At 48.5% G+C, this 23,178-nt stretch carries 21 protein-coding genes and 1 tRNA gene; 8 read left to right on the forward strand and 14 right to left on the reverse strand.

Features of this window, described 5'->3' with window-relative positions:
- Nucleotides 1–65: 65 nt before the first annotated feature.
- A complete protein-coding gene (locus tag ACBZ72_12495) occupies nucleotides 66–950 on the forward strand; it encodes a glycosyltransferase family 2 protein (GenBank protein XES76977.1) in 885 nt (294 codons plus the stop codon).
- Here the strand turns inward: ACBZ72_12495 and ACBZ72_12500 are convergent.
- The 3 genes from ACBZ72_12500 to ACBZ72_12510 all read right to left on the reverse strand — a co-directional run bounded on the left by ACBZ72_12500 (nucleotide 947) and on the right by ACBZ72_12510 (nucleotide 3,742).
- Nucleotides 947–1,987, reverse strand: a complete 1,041-nt coding sequence (locus ACBZ72_12500) for a DUF354 domain-containing protein (protein XES76978.1) — start codon at nucleotides 1,985–1,987, stop codon at nucleotides 947–949. The genes ACBZ72_12495 and ACBZ72_12500 overlap by 4 nt on opposite strands.
- 184 nt (nucleotides 1,988–2,171) lie before the next feature.
- Complete coding sequence (locus ACBZ72_12505; protein XES76979.1) at nucleotides 2,172–2,669, reverse strand: HAD family hydrolase; 498 nt, start codon at nucleotides 2,667–2,669, stop codon at nucleotides 2,172–2,174.
- Complete coding sequence (locus ACBZ72_12510; protein ID XES76980.1) at nucleotides 2,669–3,742, reverse strand: ATP-grasp domain-containing protein; 1,074 nt, start codon at nucleotides 3,740–3,742, stop codon at nucleotides 2,669–2,671. Before ACBZ72_12510 ends, ACBZ72_12505 begins: the two co-directional genes overlap by 1 nt.
- 194 nt (nucleotides 3,743–3,936) lie before the next feature.
- On the opposite strand from ACBZ72_12510, the gene ACBZ72_12515 reads away from it, so the two are divergent.
- Together ACBZ72_12515 and ACBZ72_12520 are read left to right on the forward strand one after the other, a co-directional pair.
- Nucleotides 3,937–4,395, forward strand: a complete 459-nt coding sequence (locus tag ACBZ72_12515; protein ID XES76981.1) for a hypothetical protein — start codon at nucleotides 3,937–3,939, stop codon at nucleotides 4,393–4,395.
- A gap of 112 nt (nucleotides 4,396–4,507) precedes the next feature.
- Nucleotides 4,508–4,585: transfer RNA gene (locus ACBZ72_12520), tRNA-Val, on the forward strand.
- A gap of 7 nt (nucleotides 4,586–4,592) precedes the next feature.
- Here the strand turns inward: ACBZ72_12520 and ACBZ72_12525 are convergent.
- From ACBZ72_12525 to ACBZ72_12555, 7 genes are all read right to left on the reverse strand, one after another.
- The gene (locus ACBZ72_12525; protein ID XES76982.1) at nucleotides 4,593–6,656 is read right to left on the reverse strand and encodes a glycoside hydrolase family 99-like domain-containing protein; all 2,064 of its coding nucleotides are present in this window, start codon (nucleotides 6,654–6,656) and stop codon (nucleotides 4,593–4,595) included.
- Between the two features lie 105 nt (nucleotides 6,657–6,761).
- Complete coding sequence (locus ACBZ72_12530; GenBank protein XES76983.1) at nucleotides 6,762–7,538, reverse strand: DUF2110 family protein; 777 nt, start codon at nucleotides 7,536–7,538, stop codon at nucleotides 6,762–6,764.
- A complete protein-coding gene (locus tag ACBZ72_12535; GenBank protein XES76984.1) occupies nucleotides 7,535–8,068 on the reverse strand; it encodes an HDIG domain-containing metalloprotein in 534 nt (177 codons plus the stop codon). Before ACBZ72_12535 ends, ACBZ72_12530 begins: the two co-directional genes overlap by 4 nt.
- The gene (locus tag ACBZ72_12540) at nucleotides 8,061–8,573 is read right to left on the reverse strand and encodes a transcription factor (protein ID XES76985.1); all 513 of its coding nucleotides are present in this window, start codon (nucleotides 8,571–8,573) and stop codon (nucleotides 8,061–8,063) included. The genes ACBZ72_12535 and ACBZ72_12540 overlap by 8 nt, the downstream gene beginning before the upstream one ends.
- 91 nt (nucleotides 8,574–8,664) lie before the next feature.
- Nucleotides 8,665–9,207 (reverse strand): tRNA (cytidine(56)-2'-O)-methyltransferase, encoded by a 543-nt coding sequence (locus ACBZ72_12545; protein XES76986.1) that lies wholly within the window; start codon nucleotides 9,205–9,207, stop codon nucleotides 8,665–8,667.
- A 12-nt stretch (nucleotides 9,208–9,219) separates the two neighbouring features.
- Nucleotides 9,220–10,476, reverse strand: coding sequence for a GTPase HflX (gene hflX, locus ACBZ72_12550; GenBank protein ID XES76987.1), 1,257 nt, complete (start codon nucleotides 10,474–10,476; stop codon nucleotides 9,220–9,222).
- A 23-nt stretch (nucleotides 10,477–10,499) separates the two neighbouring features.
- Nucleotides 10,500–11,024 (reverse strand): multiprotein bridging factor aMBF1, encoded by a 525-nt coding sequence (locus ACBZ72_12555; protein XES76988.1) that lies wholly within the window; start codon nucleotides 11,022–11,024, stop codon nucleotides 10,500–10,502.
- An 84-nt stretch (nucleotides 11,025–11,108) separates the two neighbouring features.
- Between ACBZ72_12555 and ACBZ72_12560 the strand changes: the two genes are divergently transcribed.
- The 5 genes from ACBZ72_12560 (at nucleotide 11,109) to ACBZ72_12580 (ending at nucleotide 15,878) form a co-directional block, all read left to right on the forward strand.
- On the forward strand, nucleotides 11,109–11,570 hold the full coding sequence (locus ACBZ72_12560) for a PUA domain-containing protein (GenBank protein XES76989.1): 462 nt from the start codon (nucleotides 11,109–11,111) through the stop codon (nucleotides 11,568–11,570).
- A 334-nt stretch (nucleotides 11,571–11,904) separates the two neighbouring features.
- A complete protein-coding gene (locus ACBZ72_12565; GenBank protein ID XES76990.1) occupies nucleotides 11,905–13,020 on the forward strand; it encodes an ABC transporter substrate-binding protein in 1,116 nt (371 codons plus the stop codon).
- Nucleotides 13,021–13,029: 9 nt separating this feature from the next.
- On the forward strand, nucleotides 13,030–13,977 hold the full coding sequence (locus tag ACBZ72_12570) for an ABC transporter substrate-binding protein (protein ID XES76991.1): 948 nt from the start codon (nucleotides 13,030–13,032) through the stop codon (nucleotides 13,975–13,977).
- Between the two features lie 59 nt (nucleotides 13,978–14,036).
- Nucleotides 14,037–15,068: a FecCD family ABC transporter permease gene (locus ACBZ72_12575; protein ID XES76992.1), complete on the forward strand. Its 1,032-nt coding sequence runs from the start codon at nucleotides 14,037–14,039 to the stop codon at nucleotides 15,066–15,068.
- Nucleotides 15,069–15,878: an ABC transporter ATP-binding protein gene (locus ACBZ72_12580; protein ID XES76993.1), complete on the forward strand. Its 810-nt coding sequence runs from the start codon at nucleotides 15,069–15,071 to the stop codon at nucleotides 15,876–15,878.
- Between the two features lie 426 nt (nucleotides 15,879–16,304).
- Here the strand turns inward: ACBZ72_12580 and pgk are convergent, their stop codons facing one another.
- From pgk to ACBZ72_12600, 4 genes are all read right to left on the reverse strand, one after another.
- A complete protein-coding gene (gene pgk, locus ACBZ72_12585; protein ID XES76994.1) occupies nucleotides 16,305–17,537 on the reverse strand; it encodes a phosphoglycerate kinase in 1,233 nt (410 codons plus the stop codon).
- 81 nt (nucleotides 17,538–17,618) lie between these two features.
- Nucleotides 17,619–18,641: a type I glyceraldehyde-3-phosphate dehydrogenase gene (gap, locus tag ACBZ72_12590; GenBank protein XES76995.1), complete on the reverse strand. Its 1,023-nt coding sequence runs from the start codon at nucleotides 18,639–18,641 to the stop codon at nucleotides 17,619–17,621.
- A gap of 349 nt (nucleotides 18,642–18,990) precedes the next feature.
- Complete coding sequence (locus ACBZ72_12595) at nucleotides 18,991–20,265, reverse strand: cation diffusion facilitator family transporter (protein XES76996.1); 1,275 nt, start codon at nucleotides 20,263–20,265, stop codon at nucleotides 18,991–18,993.
- Nucleotides 20,266–20,578: 313 nt separating this feature from the next.
- Nucleotides 20,579–23,173, reverse strand: coding sequence for a PQQ-binding-like beta-propeller repeat protein (locus tag ACBZ72_12600; protein ID XES76997.1), 2,595 nt, complete (start codon nucleotides 23,171–23,173; stop codon nucleotides 20,579–20,581).
- Nucleotides 23,174–23,178: the final 5 nt, after the last annotated feature.

A 23,178-nucleotide genomic window follows, 5' to 3' on the forward strand; every position in this document is an offset into this window, starting at 1 on the left:
TTGGGGAAAAGCTATTTTTATGTAAACCTTCAACTACTCTCACTGGACCTTTCAGGCGAATAATATTGGCTAAAGTTGATTTGGTCATGTGGACCAAAAACGGGGCAAAAACCCTTTCCCCGGTTCTGAAACGAATCAACGCAGTGATTCCCCCACAAAACGTGAACAGGCGAATTATTGTAGATGACCAAAGCACCGACGGCACCCTTGACATAGTCAAATCGTACGGTTGGCAAGTCGTCCCCAACCAAGGAACAGGCATAAGCGACGGCGCCAACACCGCCCTCAAACACGTTCAATGCGAATATTTCGTGAGTTTTGAGCAGGACCTGCTTTTATCTGAGGATTGGTGGCGCAAAATTCCGCCGCTGCTGGAGAACCCACAGATCGGGGCGGCTTCGGGGATGCGGTTTGCAAGTCAACCCCGCGGGGTCATGCGGTTGCAGCAGTATGTTGCCCGCAAGTACCGTGGAGAAGAACAGTTGTCTTCTTGGCTTCGGGGCAGGCAGAATGCGGCTTTCACTTTAGGCAGCACCTTAGACAATACCATCTACAAAACGGAGGTCATCCGTTCAGTAGGCGGTTTTCCACTGGTGAAGGTGAACGCTGGCGTGGACACAACTTTGGCTTACCGGTTAAAGCTTGCAGGTTATTCTTGGGCAGTTAACTATCAAGTCCAGTCGGTTCATCTACGCGGCGGCTTGCGGCATGAGTTAAGCCACCAGTACTGGTATGGGACTCAGTCACGGGAGATTTGGCAAAAGGTTGAGCATGAATCCCAGCAGCAGGCGCCGATTTCGCGGTTTGGCATTTTTTACCGCTTTGCCATTTCCCCCTTCACAGGCTTGTTTGTGGCATACAAGATGCGGGAAGCCACCATAGCCTACATCCATCCCCTGATAAAATTCTATTACCTAAAAGGCTACTTGGAGTCTGGCAAACGCCACTAAGCCGCCTTGCCCCGTTGCATGCAAAGCTCAACGTAACGCGTCCAAACCGGTAGGGGCGACTCAAGCTTAGCCAACATGGTTTTTGTGTCCATTTTGTGCTTCGGGGGGTTTTGCAGGATTTTTTTGGCTGTTCGGATAATGCGGTTGGTGTTTTGGCTGATTTGGATGGGGAACCCCTTCTTGTGAAGGTATCGTGCTTGCACATCCCAGAAATGGAAATTAATCGTTGGAATCCCTGCCAACGCGGTTTCTCGGCATGCAGTGCCCCCGCTGCCTACCATCAAATCCACATACGGAATTAGCTGCGCGGTCAACACGGGTTTGGGTGATACCCAGACGTTGGGGATTTCTCTGAGTTTTTCTCTCTCCGCTTCGTATCTTGGCAGGCAAACGACGGTGGCGTGCTTGGCGAGTTCTCGGATGAGCCGTTGGCTGTCAACTTTGACCTCTTTGCAGTAGCTGGCTTGGTACTCGGCGTCGCGGAAAAGCACCACTGGCTTTTTGCCGCTGAGTTCCTCCAGAAACTTGGGTTTCTTAAACTCTGTTTTTAGCCACGCGCACTCTTCCAGCCCGTCGTAGTGGATGATTTGGTTTTTGGCTATGCCAAACTTGCTCCATGATTTTCCAAAGCATTGGGGCGCCACCAACCAATCTACAATGGGTGACACAAGCTTAGCTACATGGTACGCAAAGACGGTGTCGTTGGCGTAAACGATGGGTATGCCCAGCCCAAAAGCCGTGCGGATTGCTGCCACATCGCCGTGAGCCCAAAGCACCTTCGGGTACCCTACCTTGTCAAAGAGTTCCAGAAGCCCGAGCATGCGGTTGGCGTCGGCGGCAAGTTTCTCTTTGGGGTTAGTGCCATACTCCCCAATTGAGTGGTAGGGCACGTTGAGGGCGTCTAGAAGGTCAGTGGTTTGGGTCTGCTTTTTGGCAGTAACAAGCGTTGAGTAACCTTTCTCGTGCAGGCTGGGTAGCAGGCTGTGGATGACGATGCTGATTTTGGGGGTTACGGTGTCTAACCAAACGTCAGGCATAACTGCTCGTTAAGGAAGGGCACAACTTGCCGTAATAAATTTTGTCCAATAAACGCACTATGTATAGTAACAAGCCCCGCTTATTTGGTGTCTATTTGGATGCTAATATTGATTCGATGCAGAAACGATAGAGGGGTAGTGACCAAACGGTTTCTTGATTACGGCAGGCAATGAATGGTTGCTGTCACGGTTGTTTTACTCTTCTGAAACTGCAGCCCACCTTCTCAGCGGCGGCGGTGTCGCTGTCGGTGTTGCCCACAAACAAAACCTGCACAACAGAAACTCCCAGCTTCTCTGCAGCCATAAGCAGCTGCTCGGCGCGGCTTATACTGTCCTCCCGCGTGATTACCACATCAAAATGGAGCCCAAACGGGCCCAGAATTGCTTTGACGGCTTTTTTGCCCTGCATCGTAACCAGCGCCCGAGGTTTGCCCGCCTGTTCCCTATACGCCGCCATACCCTCAGCGCAGGGAGTGATGTCTTTGACTACTGCCAACTCTGCCCTGTCCCAGGCAGCAAAAACTTCCCGCCTTGTTTGTGCATCTGCTTGCGAGATCACATCCACCAGCGGACGCACCACATCCAAACGCATTATGCGTTTAAGCTCGTCGAAGAGGGCTTCCCAGTTAATGGGCAAGCAGACCAAGGTGCCGTCTAAATCAAAAATTGCTGCGGTTGGCATTAGTGGTACATGGCTCCCAAAACTTTGCCGTCTTTGACCAGCCTTGCGGGGGCATCCATATGCCTAACCCAGTACAAGTCCGCGGGGAGCACGTTGTAGCGGGGCATCTCTGGGATGGTTTCTTTGAATGCTAGCCGAGTGTACAGGTAGGGGATGTTGGCGCAGTAGTCGTTGCGGAGGGTTTTGCTGGCGTAGCTGAAAAAGAAGCTGGTGGTGAACATTCTGCCGGGGTTGATTTCGGTCACGCAGGGGGTTCCTGCTGCGTTTTCTTTTAGGTCCACGCTGGCAATGCCGCTGAACTTGGAATCAATGGACAGCACAGCCTCGGTGCCTATTCGGTTTACTGCGTCATCGTGAACGGTGCGCTGCACAGCAGGGGTTCCCGTGATGCCCGAAGGCGCCAAGTACGCGTAAATGTACTCCAGCCGCTCCCGAGCCATCGACGTGACCAGTTCGCCGTCTTTCCAAAGGCTATGAAACGCAATGTTTCTGCCCGGCAGATGCTCCTGCGCAATGAAATCCCAATCAACCCCGCGGCTACGCCAATACTCTATCCACGCTACGGCGGTTTCTTTGTTGTCTGCTGGGGTGCTGCCTTTGCCTCCCGCCCCGTGCCGTGCGCGGATCCAAATGGGGCTACCAAACGTCTCAAACGCCTCGTCGATGTCGGAGTCACTGCGGGCTTCGAGGGTTCGGGCGACAGGCACATCTTTTTGTTTCCAGACTTTGGCGGATTGTAACTTGTCTTGGCAGGCTTTCACGGCATCCTTGGAGGGCAGGAAGGTTGGTGCGTCGAGTTTTTCGCGGTTTTCCGACACCGCCTCCACTTCGATGTCGGGTTGGGCGTGGAGGAACTCGATGTGTTCTTTGTGTATGATGTCGTTTAAGGCGTCGATGTAGGCTGGGTCTTTGGCTCTGGGAACCAGTTGTCGGGTGTCGGTTATGGCTAAGTTTAGGAAGTACTCGTTGGAGTCGGTGCCCACCAGAACTGCGGTTTCGGGTGCTGCCCGTAGGGACATTGTGAAGTTTATGCCTGCGGGTCCGCCTGCGCCTGTACAGAGGATTCGCTTCAAATAATCACCCTTTTATTCAAACCCGGTTTGCTTGAGTGTGTTGCATTATGAATGCTCGCCGATTTAATATTTATTGCCAACACATGCGGAGAACCCGCAAGAAACGTATCTGGGAAAACATGGTGGGAGATGTTAAGGGCGTTGCATAAGGTTAATTAATTAAGTTTCGGCTGGAAATAAGCGAGGAATTTGTTTTGTCATGGGAAATTGTTGACAAAAATGTTCTTGACAAAATCAAGCAGCAAAAAGAGTTTGAAGACCAAACCGCCAAAAAACTCACCCCCCTCTACGAGTCCGCTCAAAACCCCCTTATCAAACTGTTCCTGCACTGCATAATCCTTGACACCATGAAGCACTCCGAAACGTACCAGATGATTGTTGACCTAAACGACACTGCAGTTATGGGCAAAGAAAGCAAAGGGCTCGGAAAAGAAGAATTAAGCAGCCACATCAAAGAAGAAGCAAAGATGCTAAAGCAGGCACAGGAAATCAGCGAAGTCATCAAAGACAAGAAAATCAAGCAGTTGGTTCTCAACATCCTTGACGACGAAAAGAAGCATCACAAAGCGCTTAAGAGTATGTTTGAGTTGCTGGAGAAAGAATCCGCAGAGTGGGACGCCTACCTTTACGACCTGATTGAAGGCTTCCCCTAACCATCTTTTCTTTACGTGTCTGCACATTTTGAGCTGGACTTATTCAACAAAACTTATGAACCAGAAGAGAATCCAATACAGTAGCTTCCCTGTTCAGGGGGGCAAATACTGTGGGCCGATCGTCTAGCCTGGTTAGGACGTTGGCTTTACGAGCCAAAGGTCGCCGGTCCGAATCCGGCTCGGCCCACCACAATTGATTATTTGGGTTCCGCTTGGCAAACTCTGTTTTGTTTGGGTTTAGCGAGTTTTAAGACCAGAATTGTCATCGTGACAGCAACAATCCCAAGTAGAGTTACCCAAAATGAAAGCTCAGGTATAGGCGACGGTTCAGGGTCTAAAGTTTGGTTTTGCCTAAACGTAGACAAAGCACCTTTGATTGCTTCCAAGAAGACTGTTCCAGAAGTGGTTGAGGATTCAATTTGGGTTCCTTCCAGCCACTCATTCCACGAAGTAACCATAACAAACCCCAAGCTAGAACTCGTATTGTTCAACGCGGTTTGCAGCATCTGCTCAAAAGAAGCTGCACTTGGCGGCAAAACTGCCCACGGCACACTTGCGCCAGCATTCTGGGTGTTGTTAAAGCCTGGGTACGCATTTGGAACAAACCCTATGCCCACGGTTTCCATCGTTGAGCGCCATTGAGGATAACACGTTTCTGCATCTGCCAGAAGTTGACTCCAGTTTTCGGCTTTGTCGTCAAAGTGGTAGCTGGTGGTGGCGTTCAAAAAGTAAAACATTGGCGAATCCGCGTCGGGCGGTGCGGGACCTCCGTTCAGGTCGCCAATCAGGTACAGGTCAAACCCTTGAGATTTTGCTTGTTGCCGCGCACAATCCAAGAGCGCCTGCGTTTCGTTTTCGCCGAGGTTTTCGTAGAGGTAGGGCAAATTGTAGAGAAAAAGCACGGGTGCGCCGTCAACTTTTAGGTAGCTGGGGTTACAAAAGTAGTTTTGGGTAGCGTAGGCAAAGTCGTCCAAGAAAATTGTGGAAACGTTTTTTGCGTCAGCCAAGGCGTTATCCAATACAAGGACGGTTTCATAGAGCAGGCAGAACTTAAACCCGCTCATACAGGGCGCTTTCAACAAGCCATTTCTGAGGTTCTGGTCGATGAGGGCAAAGTCGCCGTCGTGCCATGTGCCCTGCCCAATCCACGACGCCGCAAAAAAGCCTACGCCGTGCCGCTGTGCTAACTGAATTTGCTGGTTGGCAATGTTGGGGTCGTTTGAGTTGTAGTAACCTGAGTATGGTGTGCCCTTGACGTTTTCCGTCCAGTGGTTGTTGGAGGGGATGCCCCACCATGGGTAATAGTAGGCACCCACCATGCTGGAGGCGTCAGCAAACTGCACTTGGGCGGATAAGGCATAAAACACGGGTTTTCGAGTTCCATCAAGAGCGATCAATCCAAAACTGTTTTCTTTCAGAGAGTTTTGGATAGTTTCATCATACATTTCGTACCAGAAAATTTTGTCGGCATCCGAATGTAGGGGGACGAAGTTGTCTTGGAGCCATTTTGCTTGGTTTGCCTCCGTGTATTCTGAGGCTCCACTGGAGGGCCTGCCGTATTCGGTGACCCAGAGGGGCTTGCCGGTGAGTTGTTTAGCGGCGGCTAGGGTTGCCAAATTGGATTCAACATCGCCATAGAGGTGGACGCCTTGAATGTCAACATAGTTTGCTGTGTCGCCGCAAGCGTATAATGCGTTTATGCCCCAGTTGCCGTTTGGAGTTAAGCCTGCTGCAACCACCGACGCGTTTGAGTGGCTTTTGATTACGGCATACGCGCTTGCCAGCAGGTCATGGTACGCCTGGGGGGTGAAGTATGCTTGTGGGTATTGGGGGCTGTTGGGTTCGTTCCAGATTTCCCAGGCATCAACATACTTGGCGCAGGGAGTTTGCATGATGGAGGTTACGTTGGTTTCCCAAGTGGACATATTGACGGGCTGGTTCTCTAGGGTGTTGCTGTCAATTATGGCTAACACGCTTATGTTGTTAGCGTGCATTGTTTGCATGAAGTCTACCATTTTCTGTTCAGCTACCCAGTCGATTCGGACCCACTTCACTCCGAGGTCAACAAGGTCTGCAACCACAGTTGTGGCGTTGTTGAAGCTGGTGATGTGCATGCATACCTCAGCCTCAAAAGAAGCAGAGGCGCAGTCAAGTGCTGCGTTAGTGGTTTGTGCATGTCCCCAATTTCCAATAGTCAAGAAAGAAAAGAGAAGCAAGAGCAAGCAAGCCACTGAAAGCGTTGGCACCGTTTTCTTGGACATGTAATCAATAGGTGTCTCTTGTGTTGTTGGTTTAATAATTTGCTACCGTAGAATACACAGCTACATTTTAAGGTAAAAAACTTGTTTCAAAGCAGGGATGAAAAGTTAGGCTTGTGGTTTTTCTGAAAACTCAACCACACGCTTAGGATTAAACACTGTGAACTTTGCTTTGCGAAGGCGTCTGCCTAAGCGCCCGATTAAGCCTGTAGCGTCTGTGCCCAGCTTACAAACCAATGCGTACTCAAACATGCCCAGCGCTTCCGTTTCGATTACGTCTCGGTTAAGCCTCTCCTGTCCAACCGCTACGTTGAGCTCATTTTTAGATGCTCCTAGCACTATAAGCCGGTCTAGTAGGGAGTCCCGCCACTGCATCAGCTTGTGCACTTGGCTGGGTTGCAGGTCGGCTTTGAGCTGGCTGTTTTTTGCATCCACTTCTAGGATTTTGATTTCAAGGGGGCGGTTGTCGCCGATGCCCCATAACTCAGCCAGTTTCTTAAGCGAAACCTCCTTCCCGTCCGCAAGGGTTGCTTGAAGGCGGCTAAGTGGTATGGTGGCGTATGCGGGTTTAGGGTCAAAAATCCCTACATCCAAGGTTAGCTCCGTCGAGTTTTTCTCCAAGCCCGTTACGTAGCCTTTTTGGGCGGCGAATTTCTTCACGTTCTCCAAGCTGACGGGGCAAAACCCGCCTGCTTCCCGCTCCAGCAGCTTGGTCGCGATGGTTTCGTCTTCCCCTGAAAGCTCCAACTGAACCCATCTGCTCGCCTGCGTGCCCAAGATTTTGGCTTCCACGCTTAGGTCGCCCAGTAGGTCTTCGAGAATTAGGGTTAACTGTTTGAGTTGGTGGGAATTGTAGATCGGCGTGGAAAGGGTAAGGGTGGTCATGGGTTTTCTCCTATAATGGCGGAGATTTCTTTGTGGATTTTTTGGACGCGGTCAGCGGCATCATTAAGGTTGGCTGCCCTGAGTTTGTCCACGGTTTCTTTGATGGGAACGCGTGTATTGTCTGTTTCCACCAGTTTGTCGGCGTAAGAAACAATCTTCTCCTCCAACGAGACAGGCATGTAGCTGCGTTTAGGCCAGCCCAACTCTTGAGCTTCTTTGTCGGTAACGCCGCCGCCCACATGCCGCTCAATAATGGTAACCACGGCATCAGGCAGACCCAGAGTGTGGGCGATTTCGGCGCCTGCCACCACATGGTCCACCGAATGGGTTTTGGAACGACCCACATCATGCAAAAGAGCCCCAATCGTCACCAGTTCCACATCCACAGAATACCCTTTCTTCTGGCATGCCTGCGCTGTTTTTTCTGCAAGCTTGGAGACAGCTTTGCAGTGGGCAATAACGCTTTTTGAGCAGCCCGCATCGTGGAGAATTTTGAGCGCTTGCTCCCGGGAGGGAAGCTGGCTACTCACCCAATTCCTTCCTTAACTGGTCAACTTTCTCAGTTAGTCTAAAAATAAGACGGTCATTATCAGAATGCACCAAGGCTTTGCCGCAGACGCCACAGTGGAAAACCGCCTCCACCGCTTCCTCAAAGGTCACCCGCCTACATCCCGACGTGTTGCAGTAGTAAAAATCGTGATTCACTTCATACTCCAGCCGCACGGTGAGTTTTTCGAGCACGCGGCGTTTCTGGCTTAAAATAAAGCCCTCCAACTGGTCGGGCTGCAGTTTCCAATGAAAAATGAACCATCCTGTTTTGGGGTCACGGGTTCGCCTCAAACTCACCAAGGAGTGGTCGTAGAGTTTGTAGAGAATTTTGCGAACCGAGTTAAGACGGATGCCGGTTTTGTTAGCTATTTCGTCGTCGGTGATTTCGTCGACGTTTTTGAGGTTCTCAATTAGAGTAACTGCCTCTTCTTCGCCAAGAGAAGTCGCCACCTTCATCAATGTTGCGTCGTCAATGGTAGATAACATAGTCTGGTTCCTTGAACAGTATAATATACTTGCGGGTCTCCCATAAAACTCTTCTTAATAAAAGCCGCAAAAACTCCATGCGCCTACAGCATCAGACCACTTTTTTGCCGTGTTCTTGAGGAATAACCTTCATTTTTGCGTTCTCAAACGGTTTGCCTAATGCCTCACCCAAAAAGAAGCGGTCGAGAAATATGGCAAGGGCAGCACATTCCGAGTGGGGCTGATTGCCAACAGCCACGTTGAAGTCGGAGACTTCAGGGGAGTAGAATTCTCGGGGTACTTTCTGGCTGCCCACAAGCACCAACACGTCCTTGCCCAAGTCGCGTATCCGCTGCATCACATCACTGGTTTGGATGTTTTCACCATACACCGTTAAATGAACCACAACACCACCGCGGCCTCTCCAGTCCCGCACCGTATGCTGCCATTTGGTTCCCATCTCAAAAGAGAAATCGCCACCCCACGTAGCGGAAACCTTCTCCACGGTCTGCTTAATTTTCTCATCCACCGCGTCAGAGAGCACAAACCCACCGGCACCCAACGCACGGGAAGCCAACGCCACATGACTAGTAAGCCGCACATCCCTCTGGGGTCGGTGTCCCCACCTCAAAACAACAACCTTCACGTCCGGCACCCTGTTTCTCCTCTATGTGGGTTCAAGGTTTATTTCGATTTTTCCCTGCAAGGTTTCTACACGTTTTCGCAATTTCTCGGCAAACTCAGGACTAGCTTCAAGTTGAACGTCCACGGTGTTGTCGTTGTAAGTGATTTTCTTCACATCGGCGCCTTTGTGAACCCACGAAACCAGCGACATCGTCTCTTGAGTCATGGGCACCCAAAAAGCAGCCGCCACATAACCCTCTAGCCGCCTTAGAATCTCTTGCTGTAGCTGGTCAAAGTTGGTTTTAGATTTTGCCGATATAAGCAGGGGGTTCTTGGTTTCTTCCCGAAGCGCCTCAAGTTTCTGTTGGGCTTCTTGGGGGCTTAAACAGTCAATTTTGTTAAGCAAAGTCAGCATCGGCAGCCCTGAGGCGCCTATGCGGTTGATGGTTTGTTGGCAGGTTTGGTTCTTTTTGCGTACAGTTTCTAAGGGCTCGCTAATGTCCAGCACCAAAATGAGTAGGTCAGAGTAGACGGTTTCTTCCAGCGTGGAAAGAAACGCCTCAACCAATGTATGGGGTAAGCGGTCGATGAAGCCCACGGTATCCGTGAGTAGAAAGCGGCGTTTGGAAAACTCAATCAGTCGTGTTGTGGTTGAAAGCGTCGTGAACAGGGCGTTGTCTACTTCAACGGTTGCTTCTGAGAGAGCATTGAAGAGGCTGCTTTTGCCCGCGTTGGTGTAGCCCGCCAACGAAACCGAATACAACCCCAACGCGGTGCGTCGTTCGCGGTGCAGCACCCGTTTCTCTCGGATGTGCCCCAGCTTCTGCTGAATGGTGTGCACTTGCCGTTTGATGGCTTCACGGTAAATCTCCGCCTCATAAACACCGATGCCCATGAAGCCCGGCTGCTCCCCATGTTTAGTGAGGCGCACTTTTTCTTTGGCGTGTTTTAACTCGTTTTTCAGGGTTGCCAGTTGAATCTGCAGTTTGGCTTCGGTGGTTGTGGCGCGTTTATTGAAAATTTCCAGAATAAGTTGGAAGCGGTCAATGATTTCGACTTTGGTGGCTTTCGCCAAATTATACGCCTGAATCATCCGCAGGGCATTGTCGAAGATGACTTTTTCGGCGCCAGTTTCCTTAACAAGGTCTGCGAGTTCCTCAACTTTGCCTCTGCCTATTTGGTATCGTGCATCTGCCCGCCGCGTCTGTTCAAACTCCGCCACCACATCATAGCCCGCGGATTGAGCAAGCCGCCGCAGCTCGGGCAAGCTTGAGGCTTCACGGTTTAGGCGGCGCTGCACTATGATTGCTTTCGTTTGGTGGGTTACTCTCCCTTGCTTTTCTTGCTGATTTTGATGGCGTCGCCTAACGTGAATTCCCGGTTTGCAGCTTTAGGAAGGGAAACTTTTTCTTCAGCGACAGGAACCAGCAGCTTAATCTTTAGCGTGTGCTCCAGCTTGGAGACCAGTTGGTCAGTGGGCGCCATTTTTCCTGTTTCGATTTTGCGCAGTACGGATTCTTTTTCGTTTATCTTCTTGCCCAAGTCTTCGTGGCTCAACCCAAGTTTTTCGCGGGCTTGACGGATGACTTCAGCGTAGTCTTCCGCAATTTCTTGGGCGGTGTCCACTCGGGCGATAATGACTTTTTTCTTAATCGGAATGGGTCTTCGTGTTGGAGCGCCCTGCCCTGAGAAGGCGGGTTGAGGGATTACCGCGGCTGGTTTGGGCGATTCGTCCCACTCCACTTTTCCATGTTTAGCGCAAGCTGAGCATACAGTTAGTTTAGCGCCTTCAATTACTACACGCATGGGTTCTTCGCGAATTTTGCGTCCGCAGACTTCGCATCGCAATGAATCGTTCACCTGTTTCTATTTTGTATTACCCAAGGTTTATACTTGTCGAACTAAAACAGCTACATTCACGGTGAAACCGTCGTGGAGAATCCTCTAAACCGTATACGATGCATCGCGGACTACCAATTCGGGCAAGGCACAGGAGACCAGCTGTTTCCTGACGATGTTGAAATCCAGTATTCCCCCGCCACAGGCAGAATTCGCTACGTAAACCTTAACGGAGAAAGAATTGCCACCCTGCGTCCCACCGACAGCTTCTTTTCGTTGAGCGTTAAAGCCGCCGCAAAACTAGCAAAAAGCAAACCTGACGCCCAATGTTTTGTCACGGTGCGGCAGGACATAGCCAAGTTTGTGGCCGACGGAGGAGACGTGTTTGCCGCCCACGTTGTAGCGGTAGATAAAGAGGTCCATGCTAAGGATGAAGTTATCGTCAAAGATGAAGAGGGCAACGTGGTGGCAGTCGGACGAGCATTTCTGTCAGCAGAAGAGATGCATGCTTTCAAAGTAGGCGTAGCCGTTAAAGTAAGGCATGGAAACACGTAAGCCCACAAGTTTTGGAAAAAGTGAACATGCCTGCTCTGTCTTAACTCAATGCAGGATTTTGCATAGTTCCCACTTGGTGAATGAGCAAAGGTCGCTTCTGGCAGAACCTATAGCGGGATAGGGGTAGGTCAGAGGTAGTTAACCTATATTCATGCAAACCATTGCACAACAAATGACTGCCCCAAAACATTCCCGAAAAAAGTAGGTGCTAAAAGAGCAAAAAGAAAGAAAGGGTTTTTAGATTTTCTTTGTTTTGTGGCATTTTCTATGGCAAAACACCAGCAATGCTTAAATCAACGATGGGTATTGCTGTGCACATCGTGGAGTCAAGCAAATGAACACAAAATATCTGGCTATATCCTTAGTAATTATCATTGTATGTGCTTCCGCAATAGGGTTGGTTTGTTATTCTGGTAACAATTCGTCGTCACCTTCACCATCCCCATCACCCACTCTGTCTCCAACTTCCTCTTCCGTTCCAACAACAAAAACAATTGTTGATGCCGCGGGAAGAAGTGTGACAATTCCGTACACTGTAGACAGAGTGGCAATGAATAATCCTGTCATGCAAACTTTGATACTAGCACTGGGTGTTGAAGATAAAGTAGTTGAATGCAAAAGTGTATTGCCAAGTGCATGGTGGGAAAAAATACAGCCCTCGGTTGCAAACATACCTACCGCCTTTAACGGTAGCAGCCTTAACGTCGAACAACTATTGGCTTTGACTCCCGATGTCTACATCACACCTTACTCCGACACAAACATTGCTGCGGTCGAAGGTGTAGGAATACCTGTCGTAGAAATTGACATAGACAACTGGGCGGGGCTGCAACAAAGCATGTTAATCTTGGGACAAGTTTTCGGAGACAGCGCAACAGCCAAAGCTGAACAATTCAACACCTACTTCGAGAATACAATAAACGAAATTAACTCAACAATATCCACGTCTTCTACGGGCACTTCTCCATCCGTAGCCTTTCTATTCTTCTACGTTCGAGATTCAGTAATGAACATGATGGCTTTTGGCTCCGACACTCAGCAAGGTTCATGGATAATTGTAGACGGTGGCTCAAACGCAGTTGATTTTGAGGGTGCAAAGGCAATTAACATGGAAACCGTCTTGAACTGGAACCCGGAAATAATCGTGTACACTGCCCCATCAGGAACGCCGATGAACTTAACAGTCATGCAAAATGATTCATTGTGGAGCCAAGTAAGTGCCGTTCAGAACAGCCAAGTTTACTTCTGTCCTGAAGGATTGTGGACGTGGTCAGGGACATCCGTAGAATCCGCCTTAATGGTTCAATGGGGCGCAAAACTGCTGCATCCAGACTTATTCCCAGACCTCAACCTATCAGCTGAAACGATGTCTTTCTATGAAACATTCTATGGGTACTCCTTGACAGAAGTTGATGCCAACAACATTCTTTCCCATTCTTCCCCTTCTTAGAGTGGTCAAATGAAAAGTGAAAATTCAAGAAAAATAGTGGACATGAATGGGCGAGTCGTAGAAGTTCCTAAGAGCATAAAACGGGTTGCTGTTTCGCGCGCAGTTCACAATATGCTAATGCTGATTCTTGGCTCAGGGGACAAAATTGCCGCAACAGTGAAACACGCCCGTACACCCCTATCATTGAAAGTCTATCCCGCCCTCGCAAACAAACTATTTCCTTTTGAAAAAGGTAAAATTGACACCAACGCACTCAAACATGCCCAAATTGACGCCGCAATAGTCTCCACAAATGACCATACAATTGAGCATTTGGAAGCCTTAGGTGTCCCCGTTTTGACTGTTTACCATAGAAATCTTGAAGACCACATGCGAGTGGTCGAATTCTTTGGCAACGTGTTAGGCGAAGAAGAATCACAAAAAGCTGCCCAATATCGCACCTATTTAAGTAACAAAATAGAAAAGATAACTTCCACCCTTTCCGTTATTCCCACAGAAAAGCGTCCGAAAGTTTTTTTCGCCAACTCATTTGACCCAATAATGACTATAGGAAATAATCATCCTCTTAATGACTGGCTAGTGAAAGGAGGGGGAATAAACGTGGCTACAGGCTTTGACGATGCCAAATATGTCTCAATTGAACAGGTTCAGCAACTGGACCCAGACATAATTGTAATTCCTACTAATTTCAAGAATGTAATCCTTAACAACTCAGAATGGCAGAAGCTTAAGGCAGTGCGAAATAACAGGATACTTGTGGGGCCTTATGGATTGTATCCGTGGGTGGCGTGTGAACCGGAAATGGCTTTGCAGTTGCAGTGGTATGCCAAGCGGTTATATCCCGACAAATTTGAGGACATTGATATCGAAGAAGAAACGCGGTTTTTTTATAAGACGTTCCTACGTTACAATTTATCTCCTGACGAGATCAATGAAATCCTAAATCCAGCAAACTAAAAGAGGGAACAGTGTTGTTAAAAAAAGCGCCTAACAGGACGGGGGTTTGGCGTTTTTAATTGGCAACAAACAAACAAAACTTTCTGTCGTCCAGTAAGGCTAAACTGCTGGTTCTAATTGCTTGTCCACTTATTGTTTTCTTCGTATCTCTTTTTTTGGGTGTCTATCCAGTTTCTCCACAGGATGTTTTCCAAACCCTTTTTTCAGATATCTTTCGCACTGAAAACACTGTGCCTCTTGTAAACGTATACGTAATAAATCTTGTTAGGATACCGCGAGCCATCCTAGCCCTCACCATCGGAGCCGGTTTAGCTATTGCGGGGGCATCTAATCAGGGAATGCTTCAAAATCCCTTAGTCAGTCCCGACATACTAGGTGTGTCAGCAGCAGCAAGTTTTGGAGCAGTCCTCGTTATCCTCCTTGGAGGCAACACCGCTCTTTTACAGATTTCAGCATTTAGCTTTGGTTTACTAGCGGTAGGTTTGACGTACCTGCTCAGCCGAGTTTACAAAACAACTCCTCTGTTAATGCTTGTCCTCTCTGGTGTTGTGATTTCTGCTTTTTTCTCTGCATTAATCGGGATAATTGAATATGTAGCGCCTCCCAACACCAAACTTCAGCCCATTGTTTTTTGGTTGCTTGGGGGCCTCACGGGAACAACATGGGATACTCTTGTGCCTGCAGTTCCTTTAATGGTGGTTGGAATTGTTGGGCTTCTTTTAATCAGGTGGAGAATCAACCTGCTTGCTTTGGGTGACGATGAGGCGCGCTCATTGGGGGTGAGAACGGAACGTTTGAAGGGTATCATTATTATCTTCTCAACTATTACGGTTGCTGCAGCAGTAACTGTAAGTGGACTAATCGGCTGGGTTGGCTTAATCATTCCTCATATTGGTCGAATGCTGGTTGGTTCAGATCACAAAGCGCTGCTTCCCGCTTGTGTATGTATTGGTTCGGCATATTTGCTAGTTATGGATGACCTCGCCCGCACTCTTACCTCAGGTGAGATTCCGCTGGGGATTCTTACAGCTTTGCTTGGTGCACCCTTCTTCTTAATCATTCTTCGTAAAACTAAGGGAGCTTTGAAGTGATTGGAACCTAAGCTACAAGTAAAAGATGCCGCTTTTAATTATGGTAAACGAACAATCTTTAGTGGTCTTAACTTAGACGTCCGTTCGGGAGAAGTTGTTTGTGTTCTCGGTCCCAACGGATGTGGAAAAACTACGCTGATGCGTTGCATGAATGGGCTTCTAAATCTAAACAAAGGGCATATTCTTTTAGACGGACAAAAACTTGATTCTATGCCCTCTGATAAGGTAGCAAAGGCAATTGGTTTTGTTTTTCAAGACCACAACCTCACGTTTCCTTTTTCTGTTTTGGAAGTTGTTCGCATGGGACGCGCCCCTCATTTGAGTTTTTTTGCTTCGCCATCCCAAGTTGATACCGAAATTGCAATAGACGCTTTAACGACAGTAGGGTTGCTGCATCTACAAGACAAACCATACACTCAAATTAGCGGCGGAGAGCGCCAACTTGTTTTCATCGCTCGAGTTTTAGCGCAACAGCCTCAGGTTGTTTTGATGGATGAACCTACTTCGCATCTGGACTTCAAAAATCAAGTCCTTGTTCTGAGGATGATTGACAAGTTGGCTGCACAGGGTCTGACAGTCGTAATGACTACGCATCTTCCTGACCAAGCAATACTTTATTCAAGTAAGGTGGCTTTGATGAATAGCGGCAAATTCATTGCAACAGGAGAACCCTCTAAAGTTATGACGGAACAGAACATTGGAGAAGTCTACGGGATGAAGGTGCGTATTTTGCAAGCTGAAGACCCCGTTACCGGCGAAGTGCTCAAGTTTGTGGTCCCAGCCCAAGAACGTTTCTCACTATCCAACTAACCAAAGGGTAACCATCTGTAATCAAGTGCCGAAAGCATGAATTAAAGTCTGCTCAAAAAAAGCTATTGGATTGAAGTTAGGGGCTGAGTGGGCTCTGAAGAACTTAAAGCTCCACTTGCTGTTGATTTTTCACTCTTCTCTATCACTCCTAGATTGCTTTCCAGAGCCCCAGCAAGCCCTCCCAAAATGCCTTTGAGACACATTTTGACGACGCGTTTTCGGTCGAACTTTGGAAGGCTGCCTGCCCTTTTGTGACAAAATTTGACGTTTCCCGCCGTTCCCTGTCACATCCCGCCTATCCCCGACGCATGTTAAGCCCATTTCCGACGCAGAAACAAAAAAACAGCCCAAAACGGGCTCTGCAGAAAGGTGGGGGAGAGCAAAAGTGCAGAAAAAGAAAACACAAGAAAAGGGAAGGAAGGGGGTTTAGATTTTTTTGGTTGCGGCAGCGTTTTCTAGGGCAACAACGCCTGGAAGCTTTTTGCCCATCAAAAACTCGATGAGTGCTCCGCCTGCGGTGCTGATGTAGCCGATTTTGCTGCTTAAGCCGTATTCGTTGATGGCTGCGATGGTGTTTCCGCCGCCTGCAAGACTGAAGCCTTCTGAGTCTGCGATGGCTTCAAAGACTTTTTTGGTGCCGTAGTTAAACTCGGGGTTTTCGTACACACCCATTGGACCACTAACCACAATGCTTTTGGCGTCTTTGATTATGGTTGCAAAGCATGCGACGGTTTTGGAGCCTAAGTCAAAAATGCTGTACTCGGTTGGCAGCTCCGAAACCGAAATTTCTTTGCGTTTGCCCTCCACGTCCAACGCGACGTCGGTGGGAATCACGATGGCTTTAGGATACTGCGCCAAAAGCTCCTTAATGCCTGGGATAAATTGTGTCAGGTCCTTTTTCTCCAGAAACGCCATTGTTTTGGCACCCAAAGAAACGCCTTGCGCCGCCAAAAACAGCTGCGAAGTCACACCGCCAACCAAAACCTTGTCTGCGATGCCGTTGCTTAGCACGTACTTGCTAATTTCCAAGCTGTCATCAGCTTTCGCTCCACCCATAACGTAGACGCATGGGTGCTCAGGCTTCTCCAAGGCTTTCGCCAAGGATTTGAGTTCGCGCTCCATGATTCTGCCAGCTGCCGAAGGCAAAACCGCGGTGAAGCCCACCATCGAAACATGTCCGCGGTGTGCTGCAGCAAACGCGTCATTCACAAACAAGTCCGCCAAAGGCGCAAGGTTCTGCACCAGCGGTGTTTGGGCGTGTTGTTCAGGCGTGCCGTTTTTGGTTTCGCCGTCAAAGCTGCGCACGTTCTCCAGCACAAGGATTTCGCCGCCTTTAAGCTCCTTGATGGCTGCTTTGGCTTTGTCGCCGTAAACATCATCCACATAATTCACTGTGCACCCCAAGATTTTGCCCAAAATTTCAGCATGCTGCTTTAGCGGGGTGTAGTCGGGGTCGCCTTTTCTGCCTTGATGTGCTAAGATGACGGTTTTGGCGCCTTTTTCGGCAAGTTCTTTGATTGTTGTTTCTGCGTGCGCCTTGATGCGTACGTCGCTGTTAACGTTTTTGGTTTGCGGGTCAATTTCGCTGTTAAAGTCCACACGGACAAGAACCACTTTATCTTCCACGTCAAAATCATCTAAAGTCTTATAGTTCGCCATGTCAATACATCCCAAATTCAGTTCAGGTTTATTGAAAAAAGAAAAGGAAAAGTTGGTTTTAAAGCTTCAGATGCACCGCGTCTATAAGCCAGCTTTTGCGCCGACCATTTCGATGAAGTCAACCATGCGGTTGCTAAAGCCCCACTCGTTGTCGTACCACGAGAAGACCTTAACAAAGTTGCTCTTTTCGCCCATAACCATGGTTAACCCTGCATCGAACACGCTGCTGTAGGTGCTGTGCAAGACGTCAGTGCTGACAATTTCGTCTTCAGTGTACTGGAGAATGCCCTTCAGTGGACCAGACTCAGCGGCTTGTTTCATGGCAGCGTTGATTTCGTCTTTGGTGACCTCTTTGCTCAAAACTGCAGTCAAGTCGACAATGGACACGTCAGCGGTTGGAACACGCAAAGACATACCGTTCATTTTGCCGTTGCATTGAGGCAAAACTAAACCGATGGCTTTTGCTGCGCCTGTGCTTGTGGGAATGATGTTTATTCCGGCGGCGCGTGCGCGTCTGAGGTCTTTGTGGACTAGGTCCTGAACTTTCTGGTCGTTGGTGTAGCTGTGGGTGGTGCTCATGAAGGCTTTCTCGATGCCAAAGTTGTCAGCGAGAACTTTGCTTATAGGAGCAAGACAGTTAGTGGTGCAGCTGGCGTTGCTGAGGACCTGATGTGCGTCTGGGTTGTAAGTTTCACTGTTAACACCCATAACTATGGTTACGTCTGGGTCTGGGGATGGCGCGGAGATGAGAACTTTTTGGGCTCCTGCTTGAAGGTGTTTGGATGCATCTGCACGTTTAGTGAATAAGCCTGTGGACTCAACTGCAAGGTAAACGCCCAAGTCTTTCCATGGCAGGACGGCGGGGTCTCTTTGGCTGACGACCTGAAGGGTCTTGCCGTTAACGACCAAGTCTTTGCCTTGGACTTCGACGGTGCCTGGAAAGCGTCCGTGGACACTGTCATATTTGAGCAGGTGTGCATTGGTTTTGGCGTCTGTAAGGTCGTTGATGGCGACAAAGTCGATGTTTGCGTTTTTCTCAAGAGCTGCGCGGTAGAGAAGTCTGCCGATTCTTCCGAATCCGTTAATTCCTACTTTTATTGCCATACTAAATCACCATTTTATTCCGAGTTTATCAGAGATTTTTACTTAATTAATTTTCCGACCCAACAACCCCAGACAGAAAACAGTTAAAAGCGTTAGTTGCCAAGCATGCTTCCGCTCTACACCCTTACCCCTCAGCTTTTTTCAGGCTCAGATTTGGGCTGCTTTTTCGTTTTTTGACTGTAAAACGGGTTTTTGCGGCATATAAAACGTAAAACGGCTTTAATGCAATTGGTTAGGTAAAGCTTGGTTTTGAAACGTGCTAACTTTGAACTTTAACCCTAAGGCAACTATGTTCGATGTTTTGAAAAAGAGAGGTTTAGCCAGATAAGAAGAGTCTCCAGATGACTGGTTACAGTTCGCTTTGGTGGTACTTGACTGTGCTCAACATTTTTTTAAGATACGCTTTACCCTTCTCGGTCAATGTGAACACGCCTTCTTTTTCCTGCAAGTACTCTTCATTCAGCAATGGCGTCACCAGCTCCGAAAAGTTGTTTTCAAAATCAAACCGTTTCCCCATGGTTAACTCAGCAAACAAGGCAGGCACAAACTTGGGCTTGAACGTTCGTTCCAGCGAGCGGATAATTTCGGGTTTAGTGTGCAGTTTTTCTTTTTGTATTGCGTAAAGTATCCAGTTGCGGAAGGTTTCCCTGCGTTTTATCTCGATTTGCTCCTCAAACGGCAGCTTAAACTGGTCAAAGTCTGGTTCTTTCCCTTTCATGGAGTTTATGGCTTGCCGCATCAAAGCCACACCGTTCAAACTGATTTTAAGTGCTATAAATCCGCCGACGACTGCGTCCACCCAGTATACCCCAAAAAGGGAGAACACTGCACCTGCAATAACGGCGATGGCTGAGTAGACACTGTTTTGGCCGTCGATAGACTGGGAAATTAACGCAAGGCTTTTGTTTCTGCGTCCCACAAGCCGCTGATACATCGAAAACGTAAATGCAGAAAGCATCGCGATGCTTTCTACGATTATTACCATGTATGGCTCGGACATGGGCAGGAATGTACCGTTTATGTTCTGAATGATGGAGTTTGCTGACGCGTAGAATAGGGATGCGGCGGTGGCAAACATCAACACAAGAATGACGATGGTGCCGAACATTTCTTTCTTGAATTTGATGCCTAACCAGACAACACCCGCAGAGGCAGTGTCCACAGAAGTGTCGGAGCCGTCGGCGATTAACCCGACACTACCCCCAAAGAGCCCCGCGGTTAGCTTCAAAACAGACAGGAAAAAGTAGGCGATTATGGTGTTTCTTGCTGTTGCTTGGGGCGTCAGAACATGTTTTTCAAGAATGTGGGCTCCTCGGTCAATGGCTTTTGCGGTGTCTTCGGCTTTAGCTTTGCCTGCCTCTGTTAAAACGTATTTGTTGTCTTGAGTTAGGTACACGTATTGTTCTTCAACGAGTGTGTTGCACGCGGTGGGTAAGTCAACTTTGCGTTTTCTGCGGCGTTTCTCTCGGCGTTCTCTGATTTCGCTGGGAAGACTGTAATAGGCATTTAAAGAGGAAGCCCGTTCCTCCAATTCGTTTAGGGTTGAGGGCCCTTCGTTAAGCAAAACCAACAGTATTATTCGATGAACATTGCCAAAGTCGTGGTTACCCCAATTGTTCCCCAATACAGTTACCTACAGGTTAAAAATTGCATATGTCTCAATTTTTAAACTTTTCACTCTGCAAACTGCGTTCCTGCCAATTTACAGGAAAAAAATACGAAAAATGAACACAAACAAGTTATGCCCAAAACCGTTTATGACGCCGCAGGGCAGCTTTGGACAAGCTAGCGGTTTACTGGGGCTCTGGAGGGGGAGTGTCCTAGGAGAGAAAAGAATTAAAATCCAAAGTTGAAAATAGTGTCTCCAGAGTCCTCTCAGCCATTCTTCGACGCTTAGTTTGTCCCAAAAAAGGAGAAGGGCAGTTTGTATACTGCATTTATTTGTTTCTTCTTAGGGCAATTGCTGCTGCAACGACAATTGCGACAATGACTGCTGCTGCAATAGTAATGTAAACGGCTATGGGCGTTTCACTTGCTGGTTGTGGAGCGGTTGACGGGGATGGCTCGGCTGTCTGTGTGGGCGTTAATGGAGCTGAGGGGGAGACTGCTGTTGTTGGTTGCGAAGTTGGCGGAGGTGAAAGCGATGGAGAAACTGGAGCTTCCGAAATGGCAAAAGAGGTTGCTCCGTAGGATTTGAAGTATGAGCCTGAACCGTCAAATGACGCCTTCAAAGTGTAGACTCCGGGAACAGGAGGAGCCCATTCTACCGCAAAGTTGCCGTCCATGTCGCTGGTGACTGTGTCGATGTCTTGGGTGTTACCGTTGGGGTCAACTGCTGTCAGATGCACAGTTACACCTGTTGCTTCCGTTGGTTTTGGCTGCTGCATGTAGAGGTACTCCATCCACTCACTCATGTCCGCGTCAGAGATTGCAGGTGTGCCTGCTGCAGGAATTCCAAGACAAGTCTGGCCTGGAGATTGGTCGGTGACGGAGCCTTTGATTAAGATGCTGGTGCTGCTGCCTATGACTGGTTCATACGAGACGGTAGTTGCGGTTTGACCTTTTCCGAAGCAGTAAATTTGCTTGTCATAGCCGTTCTCAGTTACAAGGTAGCCGTCTGCAACTGCCGGAGCGTTTGTCCAGCCGTCTTGCATCCAACCTAAAACGCTGAAAACTTCTTCTCCTGTGGTTGCGTTGATACAGTACAGTTCCGCGTCGGCAAATTGTGGTAAAACTCCGTGTGAGTGTCCTACTGCGATGTAGACTTTTCCGTCTGCGATAGTGAAGCTCCCCAGGTCAAAGGGCCAAATACCGTATATTGTTTGTACTCCGCTGCTTAAGGCTGCAAAATCCCACAGATGCTCTCCAGTTGTTAGGTCGTAAGCGTGTAGTCCATCAAAGCAAAGCGAATAGAGGGTGTTGTAAGCTATTGCGGATCCGGTGTTGTAGACGCTCCATGCATTAGAAGTTGAGTCAGTTGGACCCCACAGTTGTTCTCCTGTAAGGGCGCTAAAACCATACCATGCTTGCTGTTCCTGGATGTATTCAGTGTAAACGCCTTCTGCCATGGGTCCTTGGAGGTTGTAGTTGTTTGAGCCAGGGATAAGGTGGGTTCTGTTTTGAATCCAGAGTTGTTCTCCTGTTTGTGCGTCATAGCCAATTTCAAGCCGCGTGCCTGGAGCTGCATCCCTTGAGGAAACCGCCAAAATCATGTCGGAGCTTACTTTAGCAATTGATTGCCCCGGTATTGGTTGAGCTAAGGTTACGTTCCATTCTAATCCGTTTCTCCAGTCGGTTGTGCTGCCAGTGACAGGTCTCCAAGTGCGGTAGCCGGGTATAGTTGTTGATGTTGGGACTGCTTTGGTTGAATTCCACATAGCCAGCCAGCTGTCACCCATGAGGTACATGAAGAGGGCGCCTGTTTTGTCAGTGGTGAAAGTTGGCGATGAAGCAGAGGCATTTGCTAAGTTAAGTATCCAGTTTCCAGTGAAAGCGTCATACATGGACCAAACAGAGCCAAATGTGTTCCAAAGGTATGGAATACCGCCATACTGGTTTTCGGTGATATAATTGAGCACTTGCCCGTTGGTTATTCCAGGCCAGATTATACCTCCAAGTGTACCTGTGCTGATTTGGGGGTCGGATTGTTGTCCAGTGCTGTTTTGGTACCAGAGTGTTTCGCCAGTTCGTATGTCTACTGCTTGGAATCCATATTTGGGTGGGCTTGCGGTGTTGTAGTATAGTACGCCGTTTATGATTACTGGGGGAGTAAATTGTGCCTCGTAAGAGTTACCTGTATAGTACGTTGGGGGGTCACTATATTCGCCGCCTATTACGCCGCCAAAGCCGTTTTCTTTTGTCCAAACGATATGTGCAGTGTTGGGTGCTGCGGTGTAAGGGTTGAAGTTGCCATAGTTGGACATTGAATTAAATGCTCTGGATCCAAAAGAAGCGGAGCCTAATCCCAGCCAGTTTCCTGAAAATGTTGTCCAGAGAAGATTTTGACCGTTTATGGGGCGCTCCCAGTAGGTGTTTGCATCAGGGAGCGGTGTGTTTGGGTATGGTTCAATTTGTTCCTGTTGTACAGTTAACGAAACTATGGGGCTGTCACTGGGATTGTAATAGTTGCCGTTCTGGCTTAGTTGCCCGGGAAAGTGGAACTGAAAACGATATGAGCCGACTTCAGTGGGGATATAACTGAAATATATCTGTCCGATAGCATCGGAAGAGTAGGGTCCTTTGGTCTCGGTTATCCCCTCAGGAGTTGTGACCGTCACAGTCAAATCTTCCCATTGTTCACCTGTAATCCCGAAAGCGGTGGGTGGCGGCAGAGATAGCCAAGAAACAACAACGACGGTTTGACCTACGCCAACGGGGTTAGTTGAAAGAGCAAGAAAAGCGTAGGTGTCATAATTTGCGGCTTTTACTGTGGGTATGTTCATGAGTAACGCAGGGGAAGCGAGTATCAGAATCAAAGCAGCGGTTAGAAACAACGGTTTATTTTTTGTTTTGAAATTGAATGTTCTATGCAAATTTC

Source organism: Candidatus Bathyarchaeia archaeon (assembly GCA_041447175.1).
Lineage (GTDB): Archaea > Thermoproteota > Bathyarchaeia > Bathyarchaeales > Bathycorpusculaceae > JADGNF01.

What these genes read in the sequence shown, in the direction of transcription:
- ACBZ72_12565 (XES76990.1), top strand. Translation starts at nt 11,905, where the DNA reads ATGAACACAAAATATCTGGCTATATCCTTAGTAATTATCATTGTATGT.
- pgk (XES76994.1), bottom strand. Translation starts at nt 17,537, where the DNA reads ATGGCGAACTATAAGACTTTAGATGATTTTGACGTGGAAGATAAAGTG.
- ACBZ72_12530 (XES76983.1), bottom strand. Translation starts at nt 7,538, where the DNA reads ATGACCACCCTTACCCTTTCCACGCCGATCTACAATTCCCACCAACTC.
- ACBZ72_12500 (XES76978.1), bottom strand. Translation starts at nt 1,987, where the DNA reads ATGCCTGACGTTTGGTTAGACACCGTAACCCCCAAAATCAGCATCGTC.
- ACBZ72_12505 (XES76979.1), bottom strand. Translation starts at nt 2,669, where the DNA reads ATGCCAACCGCAGCAATTTTTGATTTAGACGGCACCTTGGTCTGCTTG.
- gap (XES76995.1), bottom strand. Translation starts at nt 18,641, where the DNA reads ATGGCAATAAAAGTAGGAATTAACGGATTCGGAAGAATCGGCAGACTT.
- ACBZ72_12570 (XES76991.1), top strand. Translation starts at nt 13,030, where the DNA reads ATGAAAAGTGAAAATTCAAGAAAAATAGTGGACATGAATGGGCGAGTC.
- ACBZ72_12525 (XES76982.1), bottom strand. Translation starts at nt 6,656, where the DNA reads ATGTCCAAGAAAACGGTGCCAACGCTTTCAGTGGCTTGCTTGCTCTTG.
- ACBZ72_12540 (XES76985.1), bottom strand. Translation starts at nt 8,573, where the DNA reads ATGTTATCTACCATTGACGACGCAACATTGATGAAGGTGGCGACTTCT.